The sequence below is a fragment of the Eubacterium maltosivorans genome (genome assembly GCF_002441855.2).
Lineage (GTDB): Bacteria > Bacillota > Clostridia > Eubacteriales > Eubacteriaceae > Eubacterium > Eubacterium maltosivorans.
On sequence record NZ_CP029487.1, the window covers coordinates 2,303,309 to 2,329,980 of the forward strand.

Below are 26,672 nucleotides of genomic sequence, written 5' to 3' on the forward strand. Positions count from 1 at the left end.
TAAACATATCGTATAAAATCCAATAAGGATTTTATACTACCAACGATAATGTGCAAAAGCTTTGTTGGCTTCTGCCATCGCGTGTGTGTCTTCTTTTTTCTTAACGGCTGCACCACTGTTGTTCAGAGCATCCATGATTTCACCGGCTAAGCGGTCCTTCATGGTTTTTTCAGAACGTTTGCGTGCGTAAGTAACTAACCATCTTAAAGCCAGAGCCTGTTTACGGTCTGCACGAATTTCGATTGGAACCTGATAGGTGGCACCACCGACTCTTCTTGCTTTTACTTCTAACACAGGTGTGATGTTTGCTAATGCTTCTTCGAATGCTTCTAAAGCATCCTTACCGGTTTTTTCATTTACCTTTGAGAATGCATCATATACGATTCTCTGGGCAACGCCTTTTTTTCCGTCTAACATAACGTTGTTTACCAATTTAGTAACAACAACGCTACCATAAATCGGATCAGGCAATACTTCTCTTTTTGGAACTGGTCCTTTTCTAGGCACTTTGCTTCCCTCCTTAACAATTGATGTTCATCGGTACTCGACATCCAAAGTCGTTGTGCTTATACTTACAATCTAGATCTATTATCAGATTTGCAGTACGATGCACTACTCTTACTTCTTAGGCTTTTTAGCCCCGTATTTGGATCGAGCTTGTTTACGATTTTCTACGCCAGCGGTATCTAATGCACCACGGATGATCTTGTAACGAACCCCTGGTAAGTCCTTAACACGGCCGCCTTTTACCAGAACGATACTATGTTCCTGTAAATTATGGCCGATACCTGGGATGTAAGCAGTTACTTCCATACCGTTTACCAGTTTAACTCTGGCAATTTTTCTCAGAGCAGAGTTTGGTTTCTTTGGTGTAGATGTTCTAACTGCGGTACAAACACCTCTTTTTTGGGGGTTTGCTTTCAGTGCCGGAGTCTTTGTTTTGATTTCCGCGCTTTTTCTTCCTTGTTTAACAAGCTGATTAATGGTAGGCATTCAGTCCTGCACCTCCTTCTTAAAATTTTATATCAAAAATCCAAATGAAAACAGCCTTTCTGTTAAATCATTCGAAGTTTTAACCAGATATAAGCGTCAAATAAGCGCCCATCAGGCGCCTGCGCTTTCATACTATTTCAGCAGTGCGATCACTGCCGCTCCCCGCTCAATGCCGCTGTCCTGACCGAGCGCAACCTTACTTTCGTAGGGCTCGATGGGAACAGATGCTTCCTGACACGCGGTGACAATTTTTTCCTTAATAGAATCTTCGGTATCTTCAGCTAAAACAACCATGGTTGCTTTTCCTTCTTTTACAGCTTTCAGGGTCTGCTTTGTCCCGATGACCTTTGGGGTCTCACCAAAACTTTCCAATTTATACCTCCAGCAGTTTATAAGACTTTGCTAAACATACCTTTCTAATATACACTCTTTTTGCCAACTTGTCAAGCGGTAATTAAAACTTCCTTTATCTTGAAAGAAAACCCCGCCGTTTGGCGGGGTTTATGGGTTTTAGTCGTCAAGATCTCCAATAATCATATCGCTGGCTTCACTGCTGCTGTTGTCTAAGAAATCCATGTCGAACATATCAAAGGCCTTGGCCAGTTCATCGTCCTTTTCAAGGTTTTCGCGTTCTTCCTGAACAGCCTTGGCTAAGATGTTATCATCATCCATGACAATATCCATGTCGTCGGAAAGCTCCTTCACATTCGTGATATCGTCTTTGATCATATCATCAATCAGTTCTTCTTCCTCATCATCCTCATCCTCGCGGTCATAGTCAAGCTCGACGCGGCTGTAAGCCTTGACGCCGGTTCCGGCGGGCACCAGCTGGCCGATAATGACATTTTCCTTTAGACCGATAAGTGGATCGACCTTGCCCTTGATGGCAGCGTCGGTGAGCACTCGAGTGGTTTCCTGGAAGGATGCCGCGGACAGGAAGGAATCCGTTGCCAGAGATGCCTTAGTGATCCCAAGGAGCTCTCTGCTGGCCTGTGCCGGTTCCAGCCCCATATCCAGAGCTTCGTTGTTCTTTTCTTCCATTTCAAAAATATCGGTTAAGGCCCCGGTGATCAGGTCGGTATCTCCGGCATTTTCAATCTTAACCTTACGCAGCATCTGTCGGATGATCAGCTCGATATGCTTATCGCTGATGTGTACCCCCTGCAGACGGTATACTTTCTGCACTTCGGACAACAGATACTGCTGTACCGCGTCGATGCCCTTGATGCGCAGGATATCATTCGGATTGATGGAACCTTCGGTGATTTCCTGGCCGGCTTCGATTTTATCGCCGGTATGTACCTTTAAGCGTGAGCCGTAAGGAATCAGGTAAATTCTGGATTCACCGTCTGGCGCAGTGACAACTGCTTCGGTTTTCTTGCCTTCCAGAATCTCGACACGGCCAGCTATTTCTGAAATAATAGCCTGTCCCTTTGGCTTACGGGCTTCAAAAAGTTCTTCGACACGGGGGAGACCCTGGGTGATGTCGTCCGCGGATGCAACCCCGCCGGTATGGAAGGTACGCATGGTTAACTGGGTACCCGGTTCACCGATGGACTGGGCGGCAATGATGCCAACCGCTTCACCGATTTCGACAGGTTTCCAGCTGGTCATATCGACACCATAGCATTTTTTACAGACACCGTATTTGGAATTACAGTTGAATACAGCGCGGATAACAACTTTTTCAACACCGGCTTCCTGAATGGCTTCTGCCTGGTCGCTGGTGATGACTTCGTCCTTATGGGCCATAATTTCCCCGGTTTCAGGATGCACAACATCCTCGAAGGCGTAACGGCCTTCAATACGTTCGGCCAGATCTTCAATGACCTCGCCATGTTCATTGATGGCTGTTACCTCATAACCACGGGTGGTTCCGCAGTCTTCCTCACGGACGATAACGTCCTGGCTGACGTCGACAAGACGACGGGTCAGGTAACCGGAGTCCGCTGTTCTCAGGGCCGTATCGGCAAGACCTTTACGGGCACCATGGGTGGAGGAGAAGAACTCGAGTACGTTCAGACCTTCACGGAAGTTGGAACGGATTGGCAGCTCGATGACACGGCCGGTCGGGTTGGTCATAAGACCACGCATGCCCGCCAACTGACGAATCTGGTTCTTGGAACCACGGGCACCGGAATCGGCCATCATGTTGATTGGGTTCAGTCGGTCCAGATGGCTTAACAGCGCGTCGGTTACTTCATCGGTAGCGTTGTTCCAGATATCGACAACGTTCTGGTAACGTTCCTCTTCAGAAATGAGACCACGGCGGAACAGCTTGAGGTTCTTGGCGATCTTTTCATCGGCACGGGCGAGAATTTCTTCCTTGTTTCCTGGCACCTGCATGTCGGCAACACCAACGGTGATGGCGGCCTGGGTAGAGTATTTATAGCCCAGACGCTTGATCTCATCGAGGGTTTCGGAAGTAATTGTGGGGCCGTGAGCCTTAAAACAGCGGTCGACAATTTTGGTCAGTACTTTTTTGTCAACCTGCATATCCACTTCCAGTTTAAAGTGATCATCAATGGTTTCACGTTTCACAAAGCCCATGTCCTGCGGCAGAATCTGGTTGAAAATGAAACGACCGACGGTGCTTTCCACCAGACGGGTATAGCTTTCACCATTAATTTCTTTGGTGGTACGGACCTTAACCTTGGCGTGAAGCTCAACGTCGTGGTTGAAATACGCCATTTCCAGCTCGTTCATATCACAGAAAATGGAACCGGTTCCTTTGGCGTCTTCTTTATAAAGCGTCATATAGTAGGAACCGAGGATCATATCCTGTGAAGGAACGACAACCGGCGTACCATCCTGAGGTTTCAGAATATTGTTGCAGGCCATCATTAAGAATCGGGCTTCTGCCTGAGCCTCTACAGACAGCGGCACGTGGACGGCCATCTGGTCACCGTCGAAGTCGGCGTTGTACGCGGTACAGGCCAAGGGATGGAGCTTGATGGCACGGCCTTCAACCAGAATCGGTTCAAAGGCTTGGATTCCCAGTCTATGGAGTGTAGGTGCACGGTTTAAGAGCACCGGATGTTCGTGAATGACATCTTCCAGAACGTCCCAGATAATCGGATCGAGTTTTTCGACCATTTTCTTGGCGCTCTTGATGTTCTGAGACAGCTGTCTCGCAACCAGCTCACGCATAACGAAAGGCTTGAACAGCTCGATGGCCATTTCCTTCGGCAGACCGCACTGGTACATTTTGAGCTCAGGACCAACAACGATAACGGAACGGCCAGAGTAGTCGACACGTTTACCGAGAAGGTTCTGACGGAAACGCCCCTGTTTCCCCTTAAGCATATCACTCAGGGATTTGAAAGGACGGTTACCCGGGCCAGTGACCGCACGGCCGCGTCGGCCATTGTCAATCAAGGCATCGACTGCTTCCTGCAGCATACGCTTTTCATTCTGGACAATGATGTCCGGCGCATCCAGCTCCAGCAGCTTGATCAGACGGTTGTTACGGTTGATCACACGGCGGTACAGGTCGTTCAGGTCTGAGGTCGCAAAACGTCCCCCGTCCAGCTGTACCATTGGCCGCAGTTCCGGCGGAATAACCGGGATGGCTTCCATGATCATCCATTCCGGCTTATTGTGGGAATTTCTGAAAGCTTCAATGGCTTCCAGACGTCTGGCCACACGAATCTTCTTCTGGCCGGAGCTGTCCTTGAGTTCTTCCTTCAGCACAGCGGCTTCCTGATCCAGATCCACCATCTTCAGGAGCTCCTGAATGGCTTCCGCACCAATGCCGGCAGTAAAGTCCTTGCCATAGTTGGCTTTCGCTTCCTTATATTCGGTTTCGGACAGCACCTGCTTGTACTGAAGCGGGGTTTCGCCTGGGTCCGTTACCACATAAGAGGCAAAATAGATAATTTTTTCAAGATTACGGGGTGACATTTCAAGGATCAGGCCCATACGGCTTGGAATCCCCTTGAAATACCAGATATGTGATACGGGTGAGGCAAGCTCGATGTGCCCCATCCGTTCTCTTCTTACTTTTGCTTTTGTTACTTCAACACCACAGTTTTCACAGACGATGCCCTTATGGCGAATACGCTTGTATTTACCACAGTTACACTCCCAGTCTTTGGTTGGTCCGAAGATTTTTTCACAGAAAAGACCTTCTTTTTCCGGTTTCAGGGTTCTGTAATTAATGGTTTCGGGTTTTTTAACCTCACCCCGAGACCACTCTCTGATTTTTTCAGGTGATGCTAATCCAATTTGCAACGACTTAAAGGTAAATTCTTCATTTAACAATTGGTTTTGCTCCCTTCGTATATAAATGGATAATAAAACTTGTCAATTTTCAATTCAATGGAACGACGCAGCCGTTACACTAATGAATCCGGATTGTCGATATCTTCGGCGTCGACGATGGAGATCATATCTGCGCCCGCGTAATCATCCTCGGTCGCGATATTTGCATCGGGTTCACCGCCGATTTCGTTGGCCAGTTCTTCAACTGGATCGTCTGTAAAGTCACCGTCCAGAATTTCGACGACTTCGTCATCATTGAGGATCTGAACATCCAGTGCCAAGCTCTGGAATTCCTTCATAAGTACCTTGAAGGATTCCGGAATACCCGGCTTCGGAATGTTTTCACCTTTGACGATGGCTTCGTATGCGGCAACACGGCCGACGACGTCATCGGATTTAATGGTCAGGATTTCCTGGAGGGTATGGGCTGCACCGTAGGCTTCAAGCGCCCAAACTTCCATTTCTCCAAAACGCTGTCCACCGAACTGGGCTTTACCACCCAGCGGCTGCTGGGTAACTAAGGAGTAAGGTCCTGTGGAACGGGCGTGCATTTTATCATCAACAAGGTGATGGAGTTTTAAGTAATACATATAACCAACGGTTACCGGATTATCGAAGGGTTCGCCGGTACGGCCGTCATACAGCTTGATCTTACCATCACTCGGCAGATTCGCCTTTTCCAGAAGCTCTTCAATGTCTTCTTCGTTGGCCGGGTCAAATACTGGTGTGGCAATGTGCCAGCCAAGAGCCTTCACCGCCATTCCCAGATGAACTTCCAATACCTGTCCGATGTTCATACGGGAAGGTACGCCAAGTGGGTTCAGCACGATATCCAGCGGAGTACCGTCCGGCAGGAACGGCATGTCTTCCTGAGGAAGAACGCGGGAGACAACCCCCTTGTTCCCATGACGGCCGGCCATTTTATCCCCAACGGAGATTTTACGCTTGGTCGCGATATAAACACGCACCATGGTGTTGACGCCTGGTTTTAAGTCCTCGTCCTTGTTGGCTCTTGAGAATACCTTCACGTCAACGACAATACCAGCTTCACCGTGCGGCACCTTTAACGAGGTATCACGGATTTCACGGGCCTTTTCACCAAAGATGGCGCGCAGGAGCTTTTCTTCTGCGGAAAGGTCGGTTTCACCTTTCGGTGTGACCTTACCGACTAAAATATCCTCGGATTTCACCTCGGCGCCCACAAAGACAATTCCGCGTTCGTCAAGGTTGCGCAGAGCGTCTTCCCCGACATTCGGAATATCACGGGTGATTTCCTCTGGTCCGAGCTTGGTCTCACGGGCTTCACATTCAAACTCTTCAATATGGATGGATGTGTACTTGTCCGTTTTCAGCATATTTTCATTGATGAGAACAGCATCCTCGTAGTTGTAGCCTTCCCAGGTCATGAACCCGATCAGGGCGTTGCGGCCAAGGGCCAGCTCGCCCATTTCTGTGGAAGGACCGTCGGCGATGATCTCGCCCGCTTTTACACGCTGTCCCTTTACCACCAGCGGCTTCTGATTCACACAGGTTCCCTGGTTGGAGCGTTTGAATTTTAGTAATTTATGTTTTTCAAGGCTGCCGTCGCTGTCTCTGCGGATTCTTATATGATCAGCGTCCACAAACTCGACGGTTCCGGCTTCCCCTGCGATGGCGCAGACACCGGAGTCCTTGGCGGCCTTGTGTTCCATCCCTGTCCCGACAACCGGCGCCTTTGGAATGAGCAGCGGCACAGCCTGACGCTGCATGTTGGCGCCCATGAGGGCACGGTTGGCATCATCATTTTCAAGGAAAGGAATGAGGGCAGTCGCCACAGATACAACCTGTTTTGGCGAAATATCCATAAAATCGACGCGGTCTGGCGCAACGGTGACAAAGTCACGGCTTGAGCCTGCACGACCAGTAATCTGTTCATTGACAAAACGGTTGTTTTCATCCAGCGGCTCATTGGCCTGGGCGATGGCGTACTGGCCTTCTTCATCGGCTGAGAGATAGTGAATCTCGTCAGTAACCACCCCGTCGATAACCTTACGGTAAGGGGATTCGATAAAGCCATACTCATTGACACGGGCAAAGGTCGCCAGAGAACCGATGAGGCCGATGTTCGGGCCTTCAGGCGTTTCAATCGGACACATACGGCCATAGTGGCTGTGGTGAACGTCACGGACTTCGAAGCCGGCGCGCTCACGGGAGAGGCCGCCAGGTCCAAGGGCCGACAGACGACGCTTATGTGTCAGCTCAGACAGCGGGTTGTTCTGGTCCATAAACTGTGACAGCTGGGAGCTCCCGAAGAATTCCTTCAGCGCTGCGTTTACCGGACGGGTGTTGATTAACCCCTGCGGCGTCAGGATTTCATCATCCTGAACAGACATTCTTTCACGGACAACTCTTTCCATACGGGAAAGGCCGATACGGAACTGGTTCTGCAGCAGCTCGCCAACGGAACGGAGACGACGATTGCCTAAGTGGTCAATATCGTCGGTATTCCCGATGCCATAGTCGATACCGATAAAATAAGAAACCGTCGCGAAAAGGTCAGACTGAAGAATATGCTTCGGCACCAGACGTTCCATATGGTTTTTAATTTCATCGTGCTTTTCTTCATCGGTCATTTCTTCATTGTCAAGGATCTGCATGAGTGCTTCACGGCAAACCAGTTCCTTAATTTCTAAATCGCTGATATCAAAGGGGATGTCCTGGGTATGAATATCAACGAAGCCATTACCGATGACGCGGACGATTTTATCTTCGCCCTGATGCAGGACCTTGACATTGACCACATTGATCCCGGCATTCTGGATCTGCCATGCAACGTCCTTTTTAAAGATCTGGCCTTCCTCTGCCAGGACTTCGCCGGTTTCAGGATCGATGACGTCCTCAGCGGCAACCTGCCCGGTAATACGGGTAGCCAGAGATAATTTCTTATTGTATTTATAACGGCCGACACGGGCTAAATCGTAGCGGCGGTCGTCAAAGAACATGGAGTTCAGCAGCGACTGAGCGCTTTCCACTGTTGGCGGCTCGCCTGGACGCAGTCTCTTATAAATTTCCAGAAGACCGTCGCGTTCGTCCTTCATGCCTGCTGTTTCATCTTTTTTGATGGTTTCCAGCAGACGGTAGTCATCCCCGAAAACCTCGAGAATTTCCTCGTTGCTGCCAAGACCAAAAGCGCGCAGCAGCGCAGTAATCGGAAGCTTACGGGTACGGTCAATCTTGACGTACATGATATCGTTGGAATCGGATTCGTATTCCAGCCAGGCCCCGCGGTTCGGGATAACCTGTGCAGAATAGAGCTTTTTACCAAGCTTATCACGGGTCAGGGTGTAGTAAGCACCCGGAGAACGTACCAGCTGGCTGACGATAACACGCTCCGCACCGTTGACAATAAAAGTCCCGGTATCGGTCATTTTGTGCAGGTCGGCCATATAAACTTTCTGTTCTTTTACTTCATTCTTTTCTTTGTTGATTAAACGGACACGCACCTTTAAAGGCACATAATAAGTCTGATCCCGTTCCTTACATTCCTCAATGCTGTACTTTGGTTCTCCCTCAATGGCGTAGTCCACGAACTGCAGCACCAGATTACCGGTGTAGTCTGTAATTTCGTGGATGTCGTCAAACACTTCCTGGAGGCCCTTTTCAATAAACCATTTGTAGGAATCGAGCTGTACTTCTAATAAGTTCGGCATCTCAAGGACTTCTTTAATCTTTGAGAAGCTCTGTCTGGTTCTTAATCCGTATTGTACAGGATGCACCATAACCATCCATTATCACCCCTTGCAAATTATTTCGGCATTTTCAAAATACACTTTTTTAAGTGTATGCTCTTTTCTTTGTCGCAAAATTGTGGTACTATTTATAGAGTGGTAATTCTCCCCAATTTCGGGAATTGTCGCGAAAAAATAAAAATGGACCGAGACGAATTTCAAACCTTTGATCAGTCTGAAAAAGCGCAGCCTGCTTAAGAATTCCATTCATCAAGCATTTGGCCTGCCTTTGATCAGCAAACCCACGCCCCATCCATAAGTCTATTTTAATTTTGTTCCTATTTATTGACGTCTGTCGGTCACATAAATAGCACAATTTTATCTTCTAATGCAATTTAATATCTTATCACAATAAATTTTGGCCGTCAAGGCTTTTTTTATTGGCTATGCAAGCCTGAAATTACCTTAAGCCTTTTTTAAAAAGACACTGTTATGTCTTTTGGGGACAGCGACCTTAAATTTAACACAAATTTAACATTCACCCATTGACGCGCCGCCGCAAAAACTGCTATAATGCACTAACAGTTGAAAAGGGAGTAGTTTAAGACGCGCCGTCAACACCACGGTTTTCTGACCTGGCGGTGTGCGCCTATCTTTTTTGGTAACGAGACTTTTCGACAGCCTGGCAAAAGGGCTGCCGGAAGTCTTTTTTTGGTGCTTCCGGTGTATACAATCTTGACAAAGGAGTATCGATGATGTCAGAAACCTTTTTTAACCGTTCTGCGCAGGAAACACTGGACGAGCTGCATACCTCGCCCTTGGGCCTCAGCACCGCTGAGGCTGAAAGCCGGACCAAAACCTTTGGCCCAAACAAGCTTTCTGAGGGTAAGAAAAAAAGCATCGCTGTGGTTTTTCTGGAGCAGTTCAAAGATCTGCTGGTGGTGATTCTTACCATTGCCGCCATTATTTCCCTGCTTTCGGGTGAAAGCGAAAGCACCATTGTTATTTTTGCCGTTTTACTTTTAAACGCCGTACTCGGCACTGTTCAGTATGTCAAAGCTGAAAAATCCCTTGAGAGTCTTAAGGCCATGTCCTCACCGGTTGCCCGGGTGATCCGGAACGGCGCGCGCCTTGAGATCCCCTCCCAGGAGGTTGTGCCCGGCGATATTCTCTTACTGGAAGCCGGTGATCTGGTCGTCGCTGACGGACGGATTCTGGAAAATTTTTCACTCAAGGTTAACGAGAGCTCGCTGACCGGCGAATCCGAAAGTGTTGACAAAACCGCCGATACCATTTTATCCGAAAAGGTGGCCCTCGGCGACCAGGTCAATATGGTTTTCTCCGGTTCTCTTGTAACGTACGGACGGGCAACCGTTGCGGTCACCTCCACCGGTATGGGTACAGAGCTTGGTAAAATCGCCTCTCTCATGAACCAGACACAGCAGCGGAAAACGCCGCTTCAGACCAGCCTGGACAATTTCAGCAAAAAACTGGCGGTCATCATTCTGGCGGTCTGTGTGGTGGTTTTCATGCTCTCGGTTTTTCGCAGTCATATGCCCGTTCTGGATTCCCTGATGTTCGCGGTTGCCCTGGCTGTAGCCGCCATTCCCGAGGCGCTCAGCTCCATCGTAACCATTGTGCTGGCCATGGGCACACAAAAAATGGCCAGGCAGAACGCAGTCATCAAAGACCTCAAGGCCGTTGAAAGCCTTGGCGCGGTTTCCGTTATCTGTTCCGATAAAACTGGAACACTGACCCAGAACCGCATGTGCCCCCAGAAGATCTATGCCGACGGCAGTCTCACCTCCTGTGAGGATTATGACCTCACCAACGACGCGCAGCGCCTGCTCTTAAAAATCGCCCTGCTGGCCAGCGATGCCACAACCGACGAAGACGCCGGCACCTCCATCGGAGACCCCACCGAGGTGGCTCTGGTACAGATTGGCGACTCCTTCGGCATTGAAGAATCCACTTACCGCAGCCAGCATCCCCGGCTGCGTGAGCTGCCCTTTGACTCTGACCGCAAGCTCATGAGTACCCTTCACGAGCTTGAGAAGGTACCGACCCTGCTGACAAAGGGCGCCCTCGACGTCATGCTCGAACGCTCCAACTGGATTTACACCAAAGGCGGCATTGTGCCCATGACCGACGAAAAGCGCAGCGAGATCATCAACACCAACCGTTCCCTGTCCGAGGAAGGGCTCCGCGTTCTGGCCTTTGCCTACCGTGAACTGCCCGAAGTCCGGGATCTGTCCATTGATGATGAAAATGATTTTGTCTTTGTAGGCCTGATCTCCATGATTGACCCGCCGCGTCCAGAGTCTGTCCAGGCTGTGGCTGACGCCAAACGGGGCGGCATCCGCACGGTCATGATCACTGGCGACCACAAAATCACCGCGACCGCCATCGCAAGACAGGTCGGCATCTTTGAGGATGGCGACATTGCTGTGGAAGGCGTTGAGCTGGACGCCATGACCGACGCCGAGCTTGATGAAAAGCTTCCGCGTATTTCTGTCTACGCCCGTGTATCACCCGAGCATAAAATCCGGATTGTCGACGCCTGGCAGCGTCAGGGACGCATTGTCTCCATGACTGGCGACGGCGTCAACGACGCTCCAGCCCTTAAGAAAGCCGATATCGGCGTGGCTATGGGCATTACCGGCACCGAGGTCAGCAAAGACGCAGCGTCCATGATTCTGACTGACGATAATTTTGCCACCATCGTCAAAGCCGTTATCAACGGGCGTAATATCTACGCCAATATTAAAAACGCCATTCAGTTTCTGCTCTCCGGCAACACCGCAGGTATCCTCTGTGTGCTCTACGCCTCTCTGATGGCGCTGCCCGTCCCCTTTGCGCCGGTACACCTGCTGTTCATCAACCTGCTGACTGACAGCCTGCCCGCCATTGCCATTGGTATGGAGCCTTCGCGCCGCGGACTTTTGAACCAGCCGCCCCGCAATCCAAAAGAACCGATTTTAAACGGCAGCCTGCTCAAACGCATTGTCTCTCAGGGACTGCTGATTGCCGTTGCCACCATGGCCGCCTTTTACCTTGGCCACCAGTCCGGCAGCGCCATGCTGGCCAGCACCATGGCCTTCGCCACCCTGACCCTTGCCCGCCTGTTCCATGGCTTTAACTGCCGGGGTGACGAATCCATTTTCCGGCTGAAATTCGGAACAAACAAATACTCACTCATGGCCTTCTTTGGCGGTGTTTTACTTCTGGCGGCGGTACTGTTTATACCGGGTCTCAACACCCTGTTCCTCGTGGCGCCGCTAACCCTTGGACAGATCGGCCAGATATGCCTGCTGGCATTTCTGCCTACCCTGATCATCCAGATTACTAAAATGGTCACAGGCCGGCAGCATGCCAGTGCCGTGACTGGCAAACCCAGCCTGTCGGATGATTAAGCATTTAAAAAGCCCGGTTTTTCAAAAGAAAAACCGGGCTTTTTTGCTACATCAGTAAAAACATTGCAAAGCTGAAGATCATCTCTTCATTTCCCTGAAAGGCCTCAATGGCATATGGAATTGCCTCCTTTGGAATCTCATACTTTTCAATATTCGCTTCATAATCATTATAATATTCGGAATTAATATTCATTTTTTCTCCTTAATAGACGCCATATTCCTTAACAAAATTCAATAACTCTTTATACAGATTTATATCCGCGTCGTTTGCCCGAAGCAGTGATTTGTCTAAACTGAAAATATAATTTCCGCCTGGCGCCAGCACATCAATTATTTCCTTCGCTTTATCTTTCACCTGCTGCAGTGTACCTGCTTTAAGCAACGACAGAGGATAAAAACCTGTAAGAATAAATTTTGAACCAAGTTTTTCCTTGAAAAGCTTTGGATCACCAAACTCCGCCATCAGCTGACATCCTTGTGGAAGCTCCTGCATATAGTCAAGGTAGCGTGTAAAATCATTTTCCATAAAAATCGAAACAGCTGTATTTGTTTTAACCAGTTCCTCGACCAGCTTTTTAAACGTTGGCCAATAAAAACGTTCAAAATCCTTCTTTTTAATATAGGTTGCCATATGAAGTGGAATCATACAAGCGCCGCGTACCTCAGGCGTCCCCTTTGCCCCTGTCTTGACCATCAATGGGAGGATCGCTTCACAGGCTGCTTCAACTTTTTCCGGATTTCTTCGAATATCCATGGACATGCCCGTAAAAGATCGGAGCAGATCTGCAATAAAATCCATAGGCGCATCTGTTTGTGCAAAAGCGCCGCCAAGATTCGATTTTCCATATTTCAGACAGATTTCATTTTTAGCGGCCCCAATTTTTCCCATTGTCCCATAAAAGCTTGAAAAACCTTTTGCCAAAGACATAGCGGATTCCGGCCATGGCTTATCGAGCTCTTTATACAGCCTTGGAATGATCTTATCCCATAGGAATTCGTAAGGCGCTTCGATCAATGCATCATATTCCCCAGGCTCCATTACAGAAATTTCCGGATGCTGCAAAAAGCCATCGCTCCCCATCTGAAAATGCCTTGCGCCCAGAAGCTTATAAAAATGCGGAAACCGTACTGTCGTGACACCAAGGTTATCACTTTCAAAATCTTCTGCGACACGTTCCATGGCCTTTATCAGATAATTAATATCAAACTGGTGAATATTCAGATTGTAGCCTGCATACTCCAGGGCAGCGGCTGCGTCCATGTTCAGATTAATGGGCACACGCTTGGGAATTTTTCCGGAACGCACATCGGTATAAAGCTGATTTCTTTCAACTGTGTTTTTGTTTATTTCCATACTAGTCTTTTTCTCCTTCGCCTTCTGTTTTTAATGTCTTGTATTTTGATTTAAAAAATAAATATAAGCCTGTTCCTAAAATATAAAGCAGTATTATGACATTTGCCGTTGCCGGATTCCCGGCTAACAGAGCATACACCTGGGTGGACATAATAAGGTATGTGATGACCACCATCGTCCTGAGTCGCCATTTTGGATAACGTTTCGAATAAACGCTTTGCTTCCATTCTTCTGGATATTTCTCCGGTAATTTCAAAATCCCTGCCATCGGGATCAATATCGACAAAATCGTCATACCAACCGCAATTTTAGAAACCACCGTTAAATCCATCCCTAAAAGCGCAGGGACGAGCCCCAGAATATAGAAAATGGTCGTCAGAATATAGGGAACCTCGTATTTGTTTGTTTTTCCCCAGGCCTTTGGCAGCCATCCATCCTTGCAGGCCTGAATCAAAGAGCTCGAATACCACACAAAGCTTGAATTTAAAGTAGTGATCAACGCTCCCAGCGCTCCACCAATAATAAAAATACTAAAAAACAGATTATTGGGATATACAATGCGCGCCGTGACAACCAAAGATTGGTATGCCGCTTCGGCCTGCGGAATCACGCCGCTTGCCACAATGCCGATAAACATATACAGTATCGTCACACCAATGGTCACGATATAGATAACCTTTGTTGTCACCTTTTCAGGATTTTTGATCTTCGGTGCAAAATCTGTGATGATATATGCACCACCAACAGCGAAAAACAGAAGCGAAACCGCAGAGTAAAACCCGCTGAATCCATTTACGAAGAATGCTCTTTGTTCAAAAAAGTCAGGTTCCACCTTTCCAATGCCAAAAATAACAAAGGAGAGCAGACTGAATACCAAAATGACAAAGAGAATATTCTGCACAATCGCTGCATTTTTTATGCCAAAAAGATTGATGATATAAAACAACGTTAAAACACCTGCCGCCACCACCTTCATTCCCACTGGATTGTTAAGCGCTGGGATCAGGCTTGCCAGATACTGCGCAATGGATATGCCAAAAATTGCAATCGTGATCCGTCCAAAAAAGTAGATATATACATATAAGCCACCTGCCTCTTTTGTAATCAGCTCTTTAGAGTAGCTGTACGCAGCGCTCATTCTGGGAAGAACGCTGCTCATAATAAAGAGAGGCCGAAAAGAGATCAGAAACAGGACAGCACACAGTGCAAATGCCACAAAAACGCTCCTGCCAGTCATTCCAATGCCGATACCTGTCAGCGTAATAATTCCTGATCCTATTGTAAAGCCGGTTGCCATCGTAAGTGTTTCGAAAAAAGAAAGCCTGTTGTCTTTTTTCATCTGGTAACCTCCCGGCAGATAAGTCTATTGACTCGCTGCCCCAATTTTTAATTGTCAGCTACCTTTCTTTCCGCGATTTCAGCGCGCAATTCCGGTAGTTTTCTTTCATTGACATTATAAAACAGCATCGCAATCACAGCGACAAGGCTGACGCCTGCCGGGAAAAACATCGCCAACGATTTTATACCCTCTATTACTTCCGGCGTTGGCTCAACCCCGCTTTGAAGTCCGATAAGCCCAAGACCAAAGGCTGCTACGCTCGTTGAGAATACCGCCGCAATTTTTATGGAAAGCTGGTAAACACTGAATATAACCGCTCTGGCATTGTAGCCTGTCTTCCATTCACTGTAATCAGTGATATCTGCGTACATGGCTGTATTGACAACGTTCGGGAATGCGACTCCCACGTAACCAATACAGGCAATAATCAAAACAAGCGTCGCATTGCTGGCGTTAAAGAACATGAGCACCAACGCTGCACAAATCCAGACCATTCCTAAAATATAGGTTTGTTTTTTAGTCAGCTTTTTGGTGATAAACGGTACAAGCGTTGACCCAATAAGCATGAGAATACTGGTTAAGCCGAAAAATGTTGGAATGATATCCGGATTTTTGACAACATAGATATAAAAATAAGGGAACATTGCAACAATCAACAGGGTCGTTAATACTCTGCACACATCTGCGACTAAAATGGCCAAAAGCGGACGGTTTGTTACCACCTGTTTAAACATCTGTGCAACTGTAACTTTTTCGGCCTTACCACCCTTGACTGCAACGCCTGAATCCTTGTAGTCTTTTGTGGCTGCAAAAAGGTTTCCATAACCTAAAACGGTCATAAGCCCTAATAGCAAAGCCGTGATAAAAAATCCCTGTACCGTCATTTCCTGAGCGCCGGCAACCAGATAGATTAAAGGCAGTAAACACCAGCCAGCCAGAATTTTGCCAATAGAGTTTCCCTGTCCACGGAATGTGGAGAGCTGCACACGCTCCGCCGCATCAACCGTCAGTGTGGAATTTAAGGATGTGTATCCAATGTATGAAACATTTGTGGCGATACAGAATGCCGCATAAAAAATTGTATAGAGCACAATATAGACGCCCTCTGGCAGTCCTGTCAGGTTTGCACACATAATTGTGTTGAAAAGAAGTATAAAGAACGAACCAATGAGTATCCATGAACGGTAGCGTCCCCATTTAAAATTGCTTTTCTCAATAATCGGTCCAAGTATCGGAACACTGATCGTGTCCAAAATACGGCCAAAGGTCATGATAACCCCCGCCTGAACTGGAGAGATTTTCAATACCTCTGTAAAAAAAACCAGATAATAGGTATTTGAAAATGTAACCATAAAAATAAAACATAAATCTGCAAAGCCATATGAAAATTTTATATAATTACTTAATTTTTTCATCTCGATCTCCTCATCTTGCCTATCATAGCGTATAAAATCCGTTTGTTCATATTAACAGTTTGATGATAAACCCAAACAGTTTCTCCTGGGATACCTGCCAGTAAGGCTCAAGATAGCTGTTTTCCTCATAGTCTATTTCATTTTGTTCACAATACTCTTTCCAGGTTACCAGATATTTTGTATTTTCGTCCATTGCCTTCCCTCCTAATATTTTCCGTAGGATTCTACAAATTCATACAGCGCCCTTACATTTTCTGGTGTTCCGTCATTTGGATAGGTAATCCCTTTAGCAACAGTAAATATATAACCTCCGCCCGGCGCCAGAACATCCATTAATTTTTTGGCTTCATCAATGACTTTTTCTTTTGTACCATACTGAAGCAATGACACATCATAACCGGCTGTAATACACATGGTCTTACCCAGCTTGTCTTTAGCCAGCTGCGGGTCCATATATTCAAAGGCTCCAAGAATATGCCCCTTTGGAAGATCCTGAAGATAGTCATAATAACGCGTCCAGTCACCTTCAAAATAAATACGCATATACTGGCCTCTTGCCGCCATGCGCTCTACCATTTCTTTAAAAGTCGGCCACCAAAGCTTTGCAAAATCTTTTTCCCGCATAAAAACAGGCATATGAAGTGGAATGCTGATAAGCTTCCCTTTTACCGCAGGCAGCTGGGCTGCTAACCGGTCCATCAGCGGTAATACGGCTTCGGCTGCTGCCGCAACTTTTTCCGGGCACCTCCGAATATCCATCGTAATTTCTGAAAACCCGCGAATCATATCCGAAATATAATCCATCGGCGCTTCAACCAGCCCTGCTCCTGTCAAGGGAAGACCATATTTTTTGCTGACACGTCCCGCTTCCATCAAAATCGGGGTTGTCATATCGGTCTGTATATTCATCGCGCGGACAAGCGACATCCCATAACCAGCCCCCTCTGAATCCAAAGCTTTGTAGACTCTCGGCAAAACCTTATCCACAATAAATCCAAATGGGTTTTTTATAAAATCATCATACTCCGAACGATCCATACAGCTGACTTCTGGATGCTGCATAATTCCAGTTTTACTTTCAGTAAAATTAATTGATTTCAACGATTTGTAAAACAACGGATTTCTTGAAAACAATGACGGGCATGTGTCTGTCGCAAAATCCTGCGCAATTTTCTCCATTGCCTCTCCCATTATCTTTGGATCTACCGCACTTCCCTTGATAGGATAACCAGCATAGTCAATCGCCCAATATTCGCCAAACCGCGTTTCATGAGGAACCCTGTCCGGCTGTTCTAAATCGACGGCCTGAATATACCTCTTTTCTCTTTCTTCATACAACTGATCCACGTTTTTATTCACCATGTACCCCTCCTGACTGAATTTTAAACTGAATATTCAATTCTATATTCAGTATAATATAATGAATTCGTTTTCTTGTCAATGTTTTTTTGTTTATTTTATTATTTTACTATTTTTACTATTGGTTAATGCTAAATTTTACGTGTAAATTTAAAAATAATATAGTATAATAAATACTCAAAAAGTTTTTTAAAGGAATGGCCAATGGATAAATACAGAAATACAGATGACGGACAAAGAGAAAACATTTTATATACAGCAAAATCGCTTTTATTGGAACTGGGATACCGTAAAACAACCATTGCATTAATTGCTGAAAAAGCAGGTGTTTCGGTTGGTTTAGTGAATTATTATTTCAAAAAAGAAGAAATTGTAGGACAGATATTTCACGACTTCATTCTTTATATTCGTCTTTTTTTAAATAAAAAGCTCGGCTCTATGATTGAGAACCAGTTTCAAATGCACATATTATTTAATCGTATTTTTTTCATCAAAATTTTTGAGACCCCTGCTGCTTTAGAGCTATATAGCATACTCCGTGACAAAGAGCTTTACCTGGATGTTAGCCACGATTATATTCGAAGCTCCATGTCTGCCATTATCCTGGAATTTGATCTTGATATAGAGCCAAAAATGTTTAGGAAGCTGACCATTGCTGAGTATGGCGCCCGAAAAGCACTTTATCAGGATATCTATAATTCTCCAAACAAGGAAATTTCCATAGATTTCACGGACTTTTTATCAACTATTTCTGTCCGGCTAGCTGGTGTTACCCCTGAGATCATTGATAAGAATATAAAACACTGTAATAAGCTTATGCGCTATATTGATCTTGACAACATTCATTTTGAAGATGACTTTCATTCTCTTGATGAAACGCCATAAACCCGTATCAAATATCAAGAAAATACAAAAGCCCCATTCTTCACAAGAATGGGGCTTTTAAATGATTAAGGCTTTATATGGTCTATATTACACCATCAGCTCACAAATAGAGCGCGCAAATTCTACTGGATCTTCAATGTTCATTCCCTCAATGAGCATGGCCTGATCGTAAAGCAGGTTGGCATATTTTTTCAGCTTATCGTTATTTTTATCTTCATATGCTTTTTTCATGGCGTCAAACACTGGATGGTTTCCATTGATTTCGAGAACCTTATCGGCTTTGACGTCGCCGCCCATGGGCTGTGCGTTTAGAACTTTTTCCATTTCTAAGGATATTCCCTCTGTCGAGAAGCACACTGGGTGGCTTTTCAGTCTTGTGGACAGCTTAACCGCATTTACCTTGCCGTCCAGAGCGCCCTTGATGGCGGTCATTAAATCTTTATTCTCTTCATTTTTGGCTTCAGATTCTTTTTTGGCTTCTTCGGACTGTTCGATACCCAGATCATCATCGGAAGCGGAGCGGAATTCTTTGTCATCATACTTCATGAGGCTCTTAAGCGCAAATTCATCCACGTCGTCGGTGCAGTAAAGCACTTCGTAGCCCTGATCTAAGAGCAGCTCAATCTGCGGCATTTTCCCAATCTTTTCAATGGAATCACCGCAGGCATAGTAAATATATTTCTGATCTTCCTTCATTCTGCCGACATATTCTGCAAAGGTGACGGTTTTCTTTTCACTGGAGCTGTAGAACATCACCAGATCCTTAAGCTTATCAGCATTCATCCCATAGTTTTCATACATACCAAACTTGAGCGGCAGACCAAAGTTTTTATAGAATTCGTCGTATTTTTCACGGTCTTTTTTCTGCATGTCCATAAGCTCAGAGGTAATTTTCTTTTCAATACGCTGGGCGATGGCCATGACCTGGCGGTCCTGCTGAAGCATTTCTCTTGAGATGTTTAAAGAAAGGTCCTGTGAGTCGACCAGACCTCTGACAAAGCCAAAGTAGTCCGGAAGCAGATCCTCGCATTTATCCATGATCAGCACACCGCTGGAATACAGCTGCAGACCTTTTTTAAACTCTTTTGAAAAGTAATTATAGGGCACGTTCGACGGGATAAACAGCAACGCGTCATAGGTGCACACGCCTTCTACATGGGTCGCGATGACTTTTGCAGGATCGGTATAATCATAATATTTTTCCTTGTAGAAATTGTTATAGTCTTCATCGGTAACTTCGCTTTTATTCTTTTTCCACAAAGGCACCATGCTGTTGAGGGTCTCCTCCTCCAGGTAGGTATCGTACTGTGGTTCGTAATCCTCTTTGGCTTTTTCTTCCTCGGAAGTCTCTACCAGGGTACTCTTTTCCACTTCCATTTTAATGGGGTAGCGGATATAATCGGAATAACGCTTAATCAGCTCTCTGAGACGATATTCTTCCAGATACTGGCTGTATTTTTCATCATCGGTATCGTCCATGAGTGTCAGGATGATTTCTGTCCCGACTTCATCTTTATCGCAGGCTTCAATGGTATAGCCCTCCGCGCCTTCTGATTCCCATTCATAGGCCACGTCGCTGCCGTCTGCCTTTGTACGGACCTTGATGTCTTTGCTGACCATAAAGGCGGAATAAAAGCCGACGCCAAACTGGCCGATGATATCAATATCTTCCTGAGCCTCATGCTCAGACTTAAATTCCAGAGAGCCGCTGTTGGCGATAATGCCAAGGTTTTCTTCCAGCTCTTCCTGGGTCATCCCGATACCGTTATCGGTAATGGTCAGCGTTTTTGCTTCCTTATCCGGAATAATGTGGATCGCATAGTCTTCTCTTGAGAGGCCGCTGCCGCCTTCCGACATATTTTTAAAATAACGTTTGTCAATGGCGTCGCTTGCATTTGAGATGATCTCTCTTAAAAAAATCTCTTTGTTTGTATAAATCGAATGAATCATTAAATCCAGCAGGCGTTTGGATTCTGCCTGGAATTGCTTTTTAGCCATAATCTCCACTCACTTTCATTTCGTTATTGTTAGCACTCGTTATCTCTGAGTGCTAACAATACTATAGATCATTCTGATGAAAAAATCAAGATCTTTTGAGGAAAAATTTAAATAATCTTAATGACAATTTTTGTTCTCATAGCTTTCTCCCGTTTTTGTGACGTCTCAGTTATTACGAGTACCTTTATAAAAACTTAACAAGGATGCTCTGCATCTTCCTTTCCAGAGCATCTAAAACCAAAAACCCGCCGGAGTTTCCCTTGCTTTCCGGCGGGTAAGGCTGATTGTTATGATATTTTGGTTTCCAGCACTCGGCGCATCACTACCTGATTGTCATAGAAAAGATCAAACATATCCGGCGCAAAGAACTTTCCTCTGTCGCGGTACATAATCTCCAGAGCTTCCTCCATTGTGAAGGCCCGCTTATATGGCCTTACAGCCGTCAGGGCGTCGAAAACATCTGCGATGGAAAGCGCCTGTACATAAAGCGGAATCTCATTTCCCTTTAAGCCACAGGGATACCCGCTGCCGTCCCACCGCTCATGATGATACAGCGCCATATCTCTGGCATAGTTCAGGAAATCATCCGGGTGTGTGTTGTCAATAATTTTCTGTACCATATCGCCGCCGATCTGGCTGTGGGTTTTCATATGGTCAAATTCTTCCGGTGTAAGCGGTCCCGGTTTTTTTAGCACCTCATCCCGGATTCCAATCTTGCCGATATCGTGCATGGCGGAGGCCTGAAGCATATCTGCCCTGGTTTCTTTCGGAAAAGCCTTCTTATACTGCGGCGTTTTTTCCAGAATTTCAAGCAGCGCCCTGAAATACCGGGTGGTATTTTTCACATGACTGCCGGTGGTACCATCTCTGGACTCGATGGCCTCTGCCCAGCCCTGGTTCATCATCTTTTGCAAATCCTCGATGCGGCTGGTTTTTTTCCGGACAATTTCCTCCAGATTGTTCTGGTAGCCATACAGCTCTATCTGTGCGTCAACTCTGGCCAGCATGGCGACATGGTCGAATGGTTTGGTGATAAAATCCTTTGCTCCTAAGAGAAATCCCTTCTGTTCGCTTTCAGAATCTTTCTGTCCGGTCAGAAAAATGACGGGTATCCTCCGGTATTCGGGCTGTTTTCGTATCTGCCTCAGGGTTTCATAGCCATCGATTCCAGGCATTTGAATATCCAGCAGGATCATGTCTGGTCTGCCAATTTTAAGGTAACGCAGCAGCTGTTCTCCCGAAATCAGTTTTGTAAGCCGGTAATGCGTCTGGAGCACACTCTCCGCCAGATCCAGATTAACCGGGTTATCATCGACCACAGCAATGTTTTTTCTGCTGTCCGTTCTCTCTTCCTGTACCTGCTCCTGTTCGCAGGGGCTTTCCCCTTCACGGTAGGTATCCAGTATCTCGGCGGCCCACTCAAACTCATAGCGCTCGTAGCAGTCACGCAGCTCATTGAGAAGAAGCGTGCTTTTTTCATCGCAAAGGTAATGCGTTTTTTCAGAAAAAAGAGCTTTCAGCATTTCTGTATCATAGGTTTTAAAGGCTTTTTCCAACTGGTTCAGCACACAGCTGTCAAAGTAAATATCATTTTGTTTTTCGGGCTGATTTTCCATTTCAGTCCGGTTTAAAAAACCTTCAATCTCTTTAACCGCGCGGCTTACACGTACGGTGAAAACTGGCAGCGTGGTACGGATTTTCGCCAGGTCTTTCTCATTTCCCTGCTGCTCCATCTTTTCGGCCAGCGCAGCAAGACCGGCAGCCGAAACAGCCGCACAGGCTCCCTTAAGACCATGTACCTCGATGATAAAACGCCGCATGTCGTTTTTGATTAACTCTGGCAGATCGGCTGTTTTGTCCTGGACGGTACGGTAAAATGTTCTTAAAATCTGGGTGTAAACAGAAATTGAACCGATCCGCGTAATCCCATCCCGGAAATCGATCTCCTCGGTTCTATAGCGCAGCAGCCACTGGGGAATATTCTCCGTTGCAGGACCAGTCTCTTTCTGCTGTCCGTCTGCCCTTGTATCGTTGGCCGCTTTCAGCCATTTTCTCAGGATGTCATGCATCCTGTGAATGTCGATGGGTTTTGCTAAAAAGCCGTTAAAGCCTTCGTTTTTATAAAACTGCTGGGCCTCCCGCGTGGCATTGGCGGTCAGTGCAATAATGGGCAATTTTTTATATTTTTCATCCGGCAGGGCCCTGATTGTTTTCAAAGCCTCTACTCCATCCATCTCAGGCATCATATGATCCATAAACACGAGATCGTAGTCCTGCTTCTGGACTGCCGCCACTGCCGCCACACCGGAAACGGCAAAATCAATCTGCATGCCGTAGGGCTCCATAAGTCCCTCGGCGATCTGAAGGTTCAGCTCATTGTCATCCACCACCAGTACAGAGACAAAAGGCATGGAACGAACCATGGTATTGCCTGCTCCGGGCTGTTTAGACGGACTGCTGATTTTTTCATTCTTATTAAGCACCATTGCCAGCTGCCCTGTGAACAGAGGAAGATAGACGCTTGTGTCATTCATCAGCGGATGTTCATTCAGATTCAACAGCGTGATAAAAGCAGCGTTTCCCATCTGTTCGGCGGTGTCAAGCATTCTTAAAACGGCTCGTTTGGCAAGGATATGTGTGTAACGGTTCTTTTCCATATACATATCAAAGGTTTCCCGCGTGTCACACAAGTCATAAGGTACGCCCAGTTTATCAAGGCAGTCTCCCTCGTAACGCCGCAAAAGCTCTGATGTTTCATAGACCAGTATCCTCAGCTTTCCGTTCACTTTTCCAACCATCGGCGTCTCGTCAGAAATCCCCTGGCAGACTGTCGCGGTAAAAACAGACCCTTTCCCATATTCGCTTTTCACCTTAATTCCTCCGCCCATCATTTCACAGAGGCTTTTGGCGATGCTGAGGCCAAGGCCGGTTCCCTCAACATTTCGGTTTCTGTGGGTATCTATCTGATTAAAGCTTGTAAAAAGCTTGTCCATATCTTTTTCTTTAATGCCAATGCCTGTATCCCGGACTTCAAACCGCAGGCAAAGCTGTCCGTTCTGGCCTTTCTCAAAGCTGATCCCGAGACGGATATAACCTTCATTTGTAAATTTAACGGCGTTGCCGACAAGGTTCAGAAGAATCTGCTTGGTTCTTCCCATATCCCCGATGAGCGCTTTCGGAATCATGGGATCAACATCGGTGAGGAATTCCACAGGCTTTTCGCCTATCCGTACAGCGATGATTACTGTCAAATCATAAAGCAGGGATTCCAGCTCATAAGGGGCTTCTGTAACCGTAAATTTCCCTGAATCCATTTTTGAGATATCCAGAATATCATTGATAATGGTCAGGAGGCCTTTCCCCGAGTTCATAATGCTCAGTACCTGATCGCGCTGCTTTGAGGTCAGATCATCCCTCAAAAGGATCTCGCTGATTCCCACCACCGCGTTCATTGGCGTGCGCAGTTCATGGCTGACATTGGCCAAAAAAGCTGATTTTTCGTCTGCTACCCTTTTCCGGCTTCTGGATACTGTATAAGAAAACACAGCAAAAAGTCCCAGAGCCATAAAAATAATCAGCATTGCTACTGCGATGACAATAAGCTCACGGGTCAAAGCCACGGTTTTTCCAACCACCACATCTTTTGCGACAACATTGACAACAGTCCAGCCGTTAAAGCCAATGGGCTTATAATAAGCGTATTTTTCCACGCCCATATTGGAATAGAGGGTCATTCCCTCCTTGTGAGCCGCCACATCATTTTTCAGGCTTTCCAAGCTGTAGCCTTCTTTAAAGCTGACACTTTCCAGCGCCCTGTACAGATTGTTAAAATCGAGGCTCTTGGTCCGGAGCACTGTATCGCCTTTCTGATCAATGATATAGGCATACCCTTCTCCGCCGAAACTGTCAAAGCTCAAAACCTTCCCCAGGTTTCTGATATCCATCATCGCCACCAGCACGCCGCTGCCGCCATCTTTTTCCCTCAGGGGCACTGCGAGCACAATGCCGCTGACTGCACGGTCTGTAAAAATTTTTCGGGTCAGGTCTCCAATGGCAGGCTGTCCCGCCATCGCCTCCTTGAAATAACGCTCATCATTGATACTTCCGCTCTGAGTTGAATCCGTGGCCCGCAGCATGCCGTCCGCAGCGGCATAGCCTGTATAGGCAAAGCCATACTGTTCCGCAAGGTCTTTCAGATAACGGATCCGTTCATTCTCCGAATCCATGGAGGCAACCGCTGAGGCGGCAGAGGACAGTGCCTGCTGAGTATCGTTGACTACGGTAGTCATATTTGTGCCGATGTAAGTAGCAACCTCTGAGAGATGCCTTTTATTCTCTTCTTCAAGGGCATTGTCAAATTTTCTGATATAAGCAGCCGCGATTCCTGCCAGCACGGCAAAAAAACAAAGAAAAATCACACTGATGAGTACTGCCTGCTTTTTATTTTTGATCAGCATCTTACTTTTTTTCAAAGGATGCCCTCCTTATATCCATAGGGATAAAATATAATCCTACGGTTCATTCCCGGCTGCGCGGCTTTTACGCGCGTTGTCCATATCCCTCAGGCAGGCGTCGGCTGTGTAATCCGTTTCCTGCATGTATCGTTGTATATAAGCCGCGTCGACCTGGGAAAAGCCTTTTAGTCTGAGCCAGGTAACGGAATCATAAAAATGCTGCTCGATCAGCCGGTCTGCCTCCACATACTGAGGGGTGGATATACTCCCCACCTGATTTTTGAAAATGGGAGCGGTATAAATACCCTCATAGTCGATATTATAATTGTAAGGATCGGCCATAAAAGTGATAAGGTCCAGCGCCGCATCGAGGTTTACACTGTTCTTACTGGCAAGCAGCAGCATTTGGTTTGGGCCTTCAAAGCATCCCTCCTCAGGAACGCCGATAAAGGCCGGCATCAGGCCAAATTGTGAGGCGTCTCCTTCAAAATCGGTATAAAGCCAGGTATCCCAGCAGATCATCATGGCATAACGCTCACTGGACATGGCACTGCTCATTCCCTCCCAGTTATTATCTGCGTAGCTATCGCCAAAGTATCCCTTCTGCGCAATGGTGCGGTACCACTGCACGATTGTTTTCATTTCCGGTATATCTGTATAAGAGAGGGTATTGTTATTGAGCCCTTCCAGTATTTCAGATTTCGAGGTAAAGCTGTCCATTGGAAACTGGCAGAGCAGCATGGTGCTGCCTTCATTGGGAAGGTACACAGGCGTTACGCCTTTTTCATAAAGAACCGCACAAACCTGCATAAATTCCTCCTGTGTGCGGGGAATCTCCAGATCATACGCCTTAAAAATCTTTTTATTGTACAGCATTCCGGAAACAGAGGCCTCCCCATGAGGCAGACCGATCACTTTACCATTGTAAATGGTCTGATTAAGGGCTGTATCTGTCAGGTCCTCCACCCATTGTGCCCCGGTGAAATCATAAAAATTTTCCTCTGGCTTCAGGTTATCCAGATTAATTCCGCCATAGCTCAACAGTATATCCGGCTTTTGCGCAGTATTGGATTGAAAAGCCGCCGGCACCTCCTCTGACATTTCCTGCTTCGAAAGATATCTTATCTCAAGGGTATTCCCCGTTATTTCCTGGTAGCGTTCAAAGGCCTTTTTTTGATAAGGCCGCTTAAGGTCGGTGTCATCGCCCCAGATGGTAATGGTCCGGTTCGATACAGTTCCCCATTCGTATTGGGGCGTTTCAAAGGCTGTCACCGACACGGTTTCTTTTTTCTGCCCGCAGCCTGTTAAAAGAAGCGCCGCTATCGCCACAAGGCAGACGCTCCGGCCAATATGCTTTTTCATTTTTCCCTCTATTTGATGCCGATCGACATATTATTTATTATTTAATCATTTACATATAAAATTATATCCCTTTTTCCGGTATTATTCAACAGGATAAAATCATTATCACTAATAAGTGATTAAAAATAAA

The 26,672-nt window shown here is 46.5% G+C and carries 16 protein-coding genes; 2 read left to right on the forward strand and 14 right to left on the reverse strand.

The features are described from left to right. Positions 1-36: 36 nt before the first annotated feature. The 5 genes from rpsG to rpoB all read right to left on the reverse strand — a co-directional run bounded on the left by rpsG (position 37) and on the right by rpoB (position 9,014). Positions 37-507, reverse strand: coding sequence for a 30S ribosomal protein S7 (gene rpsG / locus CPZ25_RS11020; protein ID WP_013382422.1), 471 nt, complete (start codon positions 505-507; stop codon positions 37-39). 111 nt (positions 508-618) lie between these two features. Further along, entirely contained in the window at positions 619-993 is a 375-nt protein-coding gene (gene rpsL, locus CPZ25_RS11025; protein WP_013382423.1) for a 30S ribosomal protein S12, read from the reverse strand. Positions 994-1,125: 132 nt separating this feature from the next. Further along, the gene (locus CPZ25_RS11030; protein ID WP_058693313.1) at positions 1,126-1,365 is read right to left on the reverse strand and encodes a ribosomal L7Ae/L30e/S12e/Gadd45 family protein; all 240 of its coding nucleotides are present in this window, start codon (positions 1,363-1,365) and stop codon (positions 1,126-1,128) included. Between the two features lie 138 nt (positions 1,366-1,503). Beyond that, a complete protein-coding gene (rpoC, locus tag CPZ25_RS11035) occupies positions 1,504-5,256 on the reverse strand; it encodes a DNA-directed RNA polymerase subunit beta' (protein WP_058693312.1) in 3,753 nt (1,250 codons plus the stop codon). Positions 5,257-5,330: 74 nt separating this feature from the next. Continuing rightward, positions 5,331-9,014 carry a DNA-directed RNA polymerase subunit beta gene (rpoB, locus tag CPZ25_RS11040; RefSeq protein WP_058696323.1) on the reverse strand — a complete coding sequence of 1,228 codons (3,684 nt, stop codon included), beginning with the start codon at positions 9,012-9,014 and terminating at the stop codon, positions 5,331-5,333. A gap of 704 nt (positions 9,015-9,718) precedes the next feature. On the opposite strand from rpoB, the gene CPZ25_RS11045 reads away from it, so the two are divergent. Next, on the forward strand, positions 9,719-12,376 hold the full coding sequence (locus CPZ25_RS11045; RefSeq protein ID WP_096918592.1) for a cation-translocating P-type ATPase: 2,658 nt from the start codon (positions 9,719-9,721) through the stop codon (positions 12,374-12,376). A gap of 46 nt (positions 12,377-12,422) precedes the next feature. On the opposite strand, the gene CPZ25_RS20460 is transcribed toward CPZ25_RS11045, so the two are convergent. The 6 genes from CPZ25_RS20460 to CPZ25_RS11065 are packed head-to-tail and all read right to left on the reverse strand — an operon-like array spanning position 12,423 to position 17,846. Then, on the reverse strand, positions 12,423-12,569 hold the full coding sequence (locus tag CPZ25_RS20460) for a hypothetical protein (RefSeq protein WP_013382430.1): 147 nt from the start codon (positions 12,567-12,569) through the stop codon (positions 12,423-12,425). A 9-nt stretch (positions 12,570-12,578) separates the two neighbouring features. Beyond that, positions 12,579-13,730, reverse strand: a complete 1,152-nt coding sequence (locus CPZ25_RS11050) for a uroporphyrinogen decarboxylase family protein (protein WP_074618145.1) — start codon at positions 13,728-13,730, stop codon at positions 12,579-12,581. Between the two features lies 1 nt (position 13,731). Then, complete coding sequence (locus CPZ25_RS11055) at positions 13,732-15,069, reverse strand: APC family permease (RefSeq protein ID WP_074618144.1); 1,338 nt, start codon at positions 15,067-15,069, stop codon at positions 13,732-13,734. A 47-nt stretch (positions 15,070-15,116) separates the two neighbouring features. Further along, on the reverse strand, positions 15,117-16,484 hold the full coding sequence (locus CPZ25_RS11060) for an MFS transporter (RefSeq protein ID WP_058693307.1): 1,368 nt from the start codon (positions 16,482-16,484) through the stop codon (positions 15,117-15,119). Between the two features lie 46 nt (positions 16,485-16,530). Next, entirely contained in the window at positions 16,531-16,677 is a 147-nt protein-coding gene (locus tag CPZ25_RS20465; RefSeq protein ID WP_167495216.1) for a hypothetical protein, read from the reverse strand. Positions 16,678-16,688: 11 nt separating this feature from the next. Next, on the reverse strand, positions 16,689-17,846 hold the full coding sequence (locus tag CPZ25_RS11065; RefSeq protein ID WP_058693306.1) for a uroporphyrinogen decarboxylase family protein: 1,158 nt from the start codon (positions 17,844-17,846) through the stop codon (positions 16,689-16,691). A 201-nt stretch (positions 17,847-18,047) separates the two neighbouring features. Here CPZ25_RS11065 and CPZ25_RS11070 point away from each other — a divergent pair, with 201 nt between their 5' ends. Further along, entirely contained in the window at positions 18,048-18,728 is a 681-nt protein-coding gene (locus CPZ25_RS11070) for a TetR/AcrR family transcriptional regulator (protein WP_058693305.1), read from the forward strand. A gap of 87 nt (positions 18,729-18,815) precedes the next feature. Here the strand turns inward: CPZ25_RS11070 and htpG are convergent, their stop codons facing one another. From htpG to CPZ25_RS11085, 3 genes are all read right to left on the reverse strand, one after another. Continuing rightward, positions 18,816-20,726, reverse strand: coding sequence for a molecular chaperone HtpG (gene htpG / locus CPZ25_RS11075; protein WP_096918591.1), 1,911 nt, complete (start codon positions 20,724-20,726; stop codon positions 18,816-18,818). 287 nt (positions 20,727-21,013) lie between these two features. Continuing rightward, positions 21,014-25,198 carry a response regulator gene (locus tag CPZ25_RS11080; protein ID WP_096918590.1) on the reverse strand — a complete coding sequence of 1,395 codons (4,185 nt, stop codon included), beginning with the start codon at positions 25,196-25,198 and terminating at the stop codon, positions 21,014-21,016. Between the two features lie 39 nt (positions 25,199-25,237). Then, positions 25,238-26,542, reverse strand: a complete 1,305-nt coding sequence (locus tag CPZ25_RS11085; RefSeq protein ID WP_096918589.1) for an ABC transporter substrate-binding protein — start codon at positions 26,540-26,542, stop codon at positions 25,238-25,240. Positions 26,543-26,672: the final 130 nt, after the last annotated feature.

Bases quoted from the DNA above. Each gene is read 5' to 3' on its own strand.
- rpsL (WP_013382423.1), bottom strand. From the start codon at position 993: ATGCCTACCATTAATCAGCTTGTTAAACAAGGAAGAAAAAGCGCGGAA.
- rpoB (WP_058696323.1), bottom strand. From the start codon at position 9,014: ATGGTGCATCCTGTACAATACGGATTAAGAACCAGACAGAGCTTCTCA.
- CPZ25_RS11045 (WP_096918592.1), top strand. From the start codon at position 9,719: ATGTCAGAAACCTTTTTTAACCGTTCTGCGCAGGAAACACTGGACGAG.
- CPZ25_RS20460 (WP_013382430.1), bottom strand. From the start codon at position 12,569: ATGAATATTAATTCCGAATATTATAATGATTATGAAGCGAATATTGAA.
- CPZ25_RS11050 (WP_074618145.1), bottom strand. From the start codon at position 13,730: ATGGAAATAAACAAAAACACAGTTGAAAGAAATCAGCTTTATACCGAT.
- CPZ25_RS11055 (WP_074618144.1), bottom strand. From the start codon at position 15,069: ATGAAAAAAGACAACAGGCTTTCTTTTTTCGAAACACTTACGATGGCA.
- CPZ25_RS11060 (WP_058693307.1), bottom strand. From the start codon at position 16,484: ATGAAAAAATTAAGTAATTATATAAAATTTTCATATGGCTTTGCAGAT.
- CPZ25_RS20465 (WP_167495216.1), bottom strand. From the start codon at position 16,677: ATGGACGAAAATACAAAATATCTGGTAACCTGGAAAGAGTATTGTGAA.
- CPZ25_RS11065 (WP_058693306.1), bottom strand. From the start codon at position 17,846: ATGGTGAATAAAAACGTGGATCAGTTGTATGAAGAAAGAGAAAAGAGG.
- CPZ25_RS11070 (WP_058693305.1), top strand. From the start codon at position 18,048: ATGGATAAATACAGAAATACAGATGACGGACAAAGAGAAAACATTTTA.
- htpG (WP_096918591.1), bottom strand. From the start codon at position 20,726: ATGGCTAAAAAGCAATTCCAGGCAGAATCCAAACGCCTGCTGGATTTA.
- CPZ25_RS11085 (WP_096918589.1), bottom strand. From the start codon at position 26,542: ATGAAAAAGCATATTGGCCGGAGCGTCTGCCTTGTGGCGATAGCGGCG.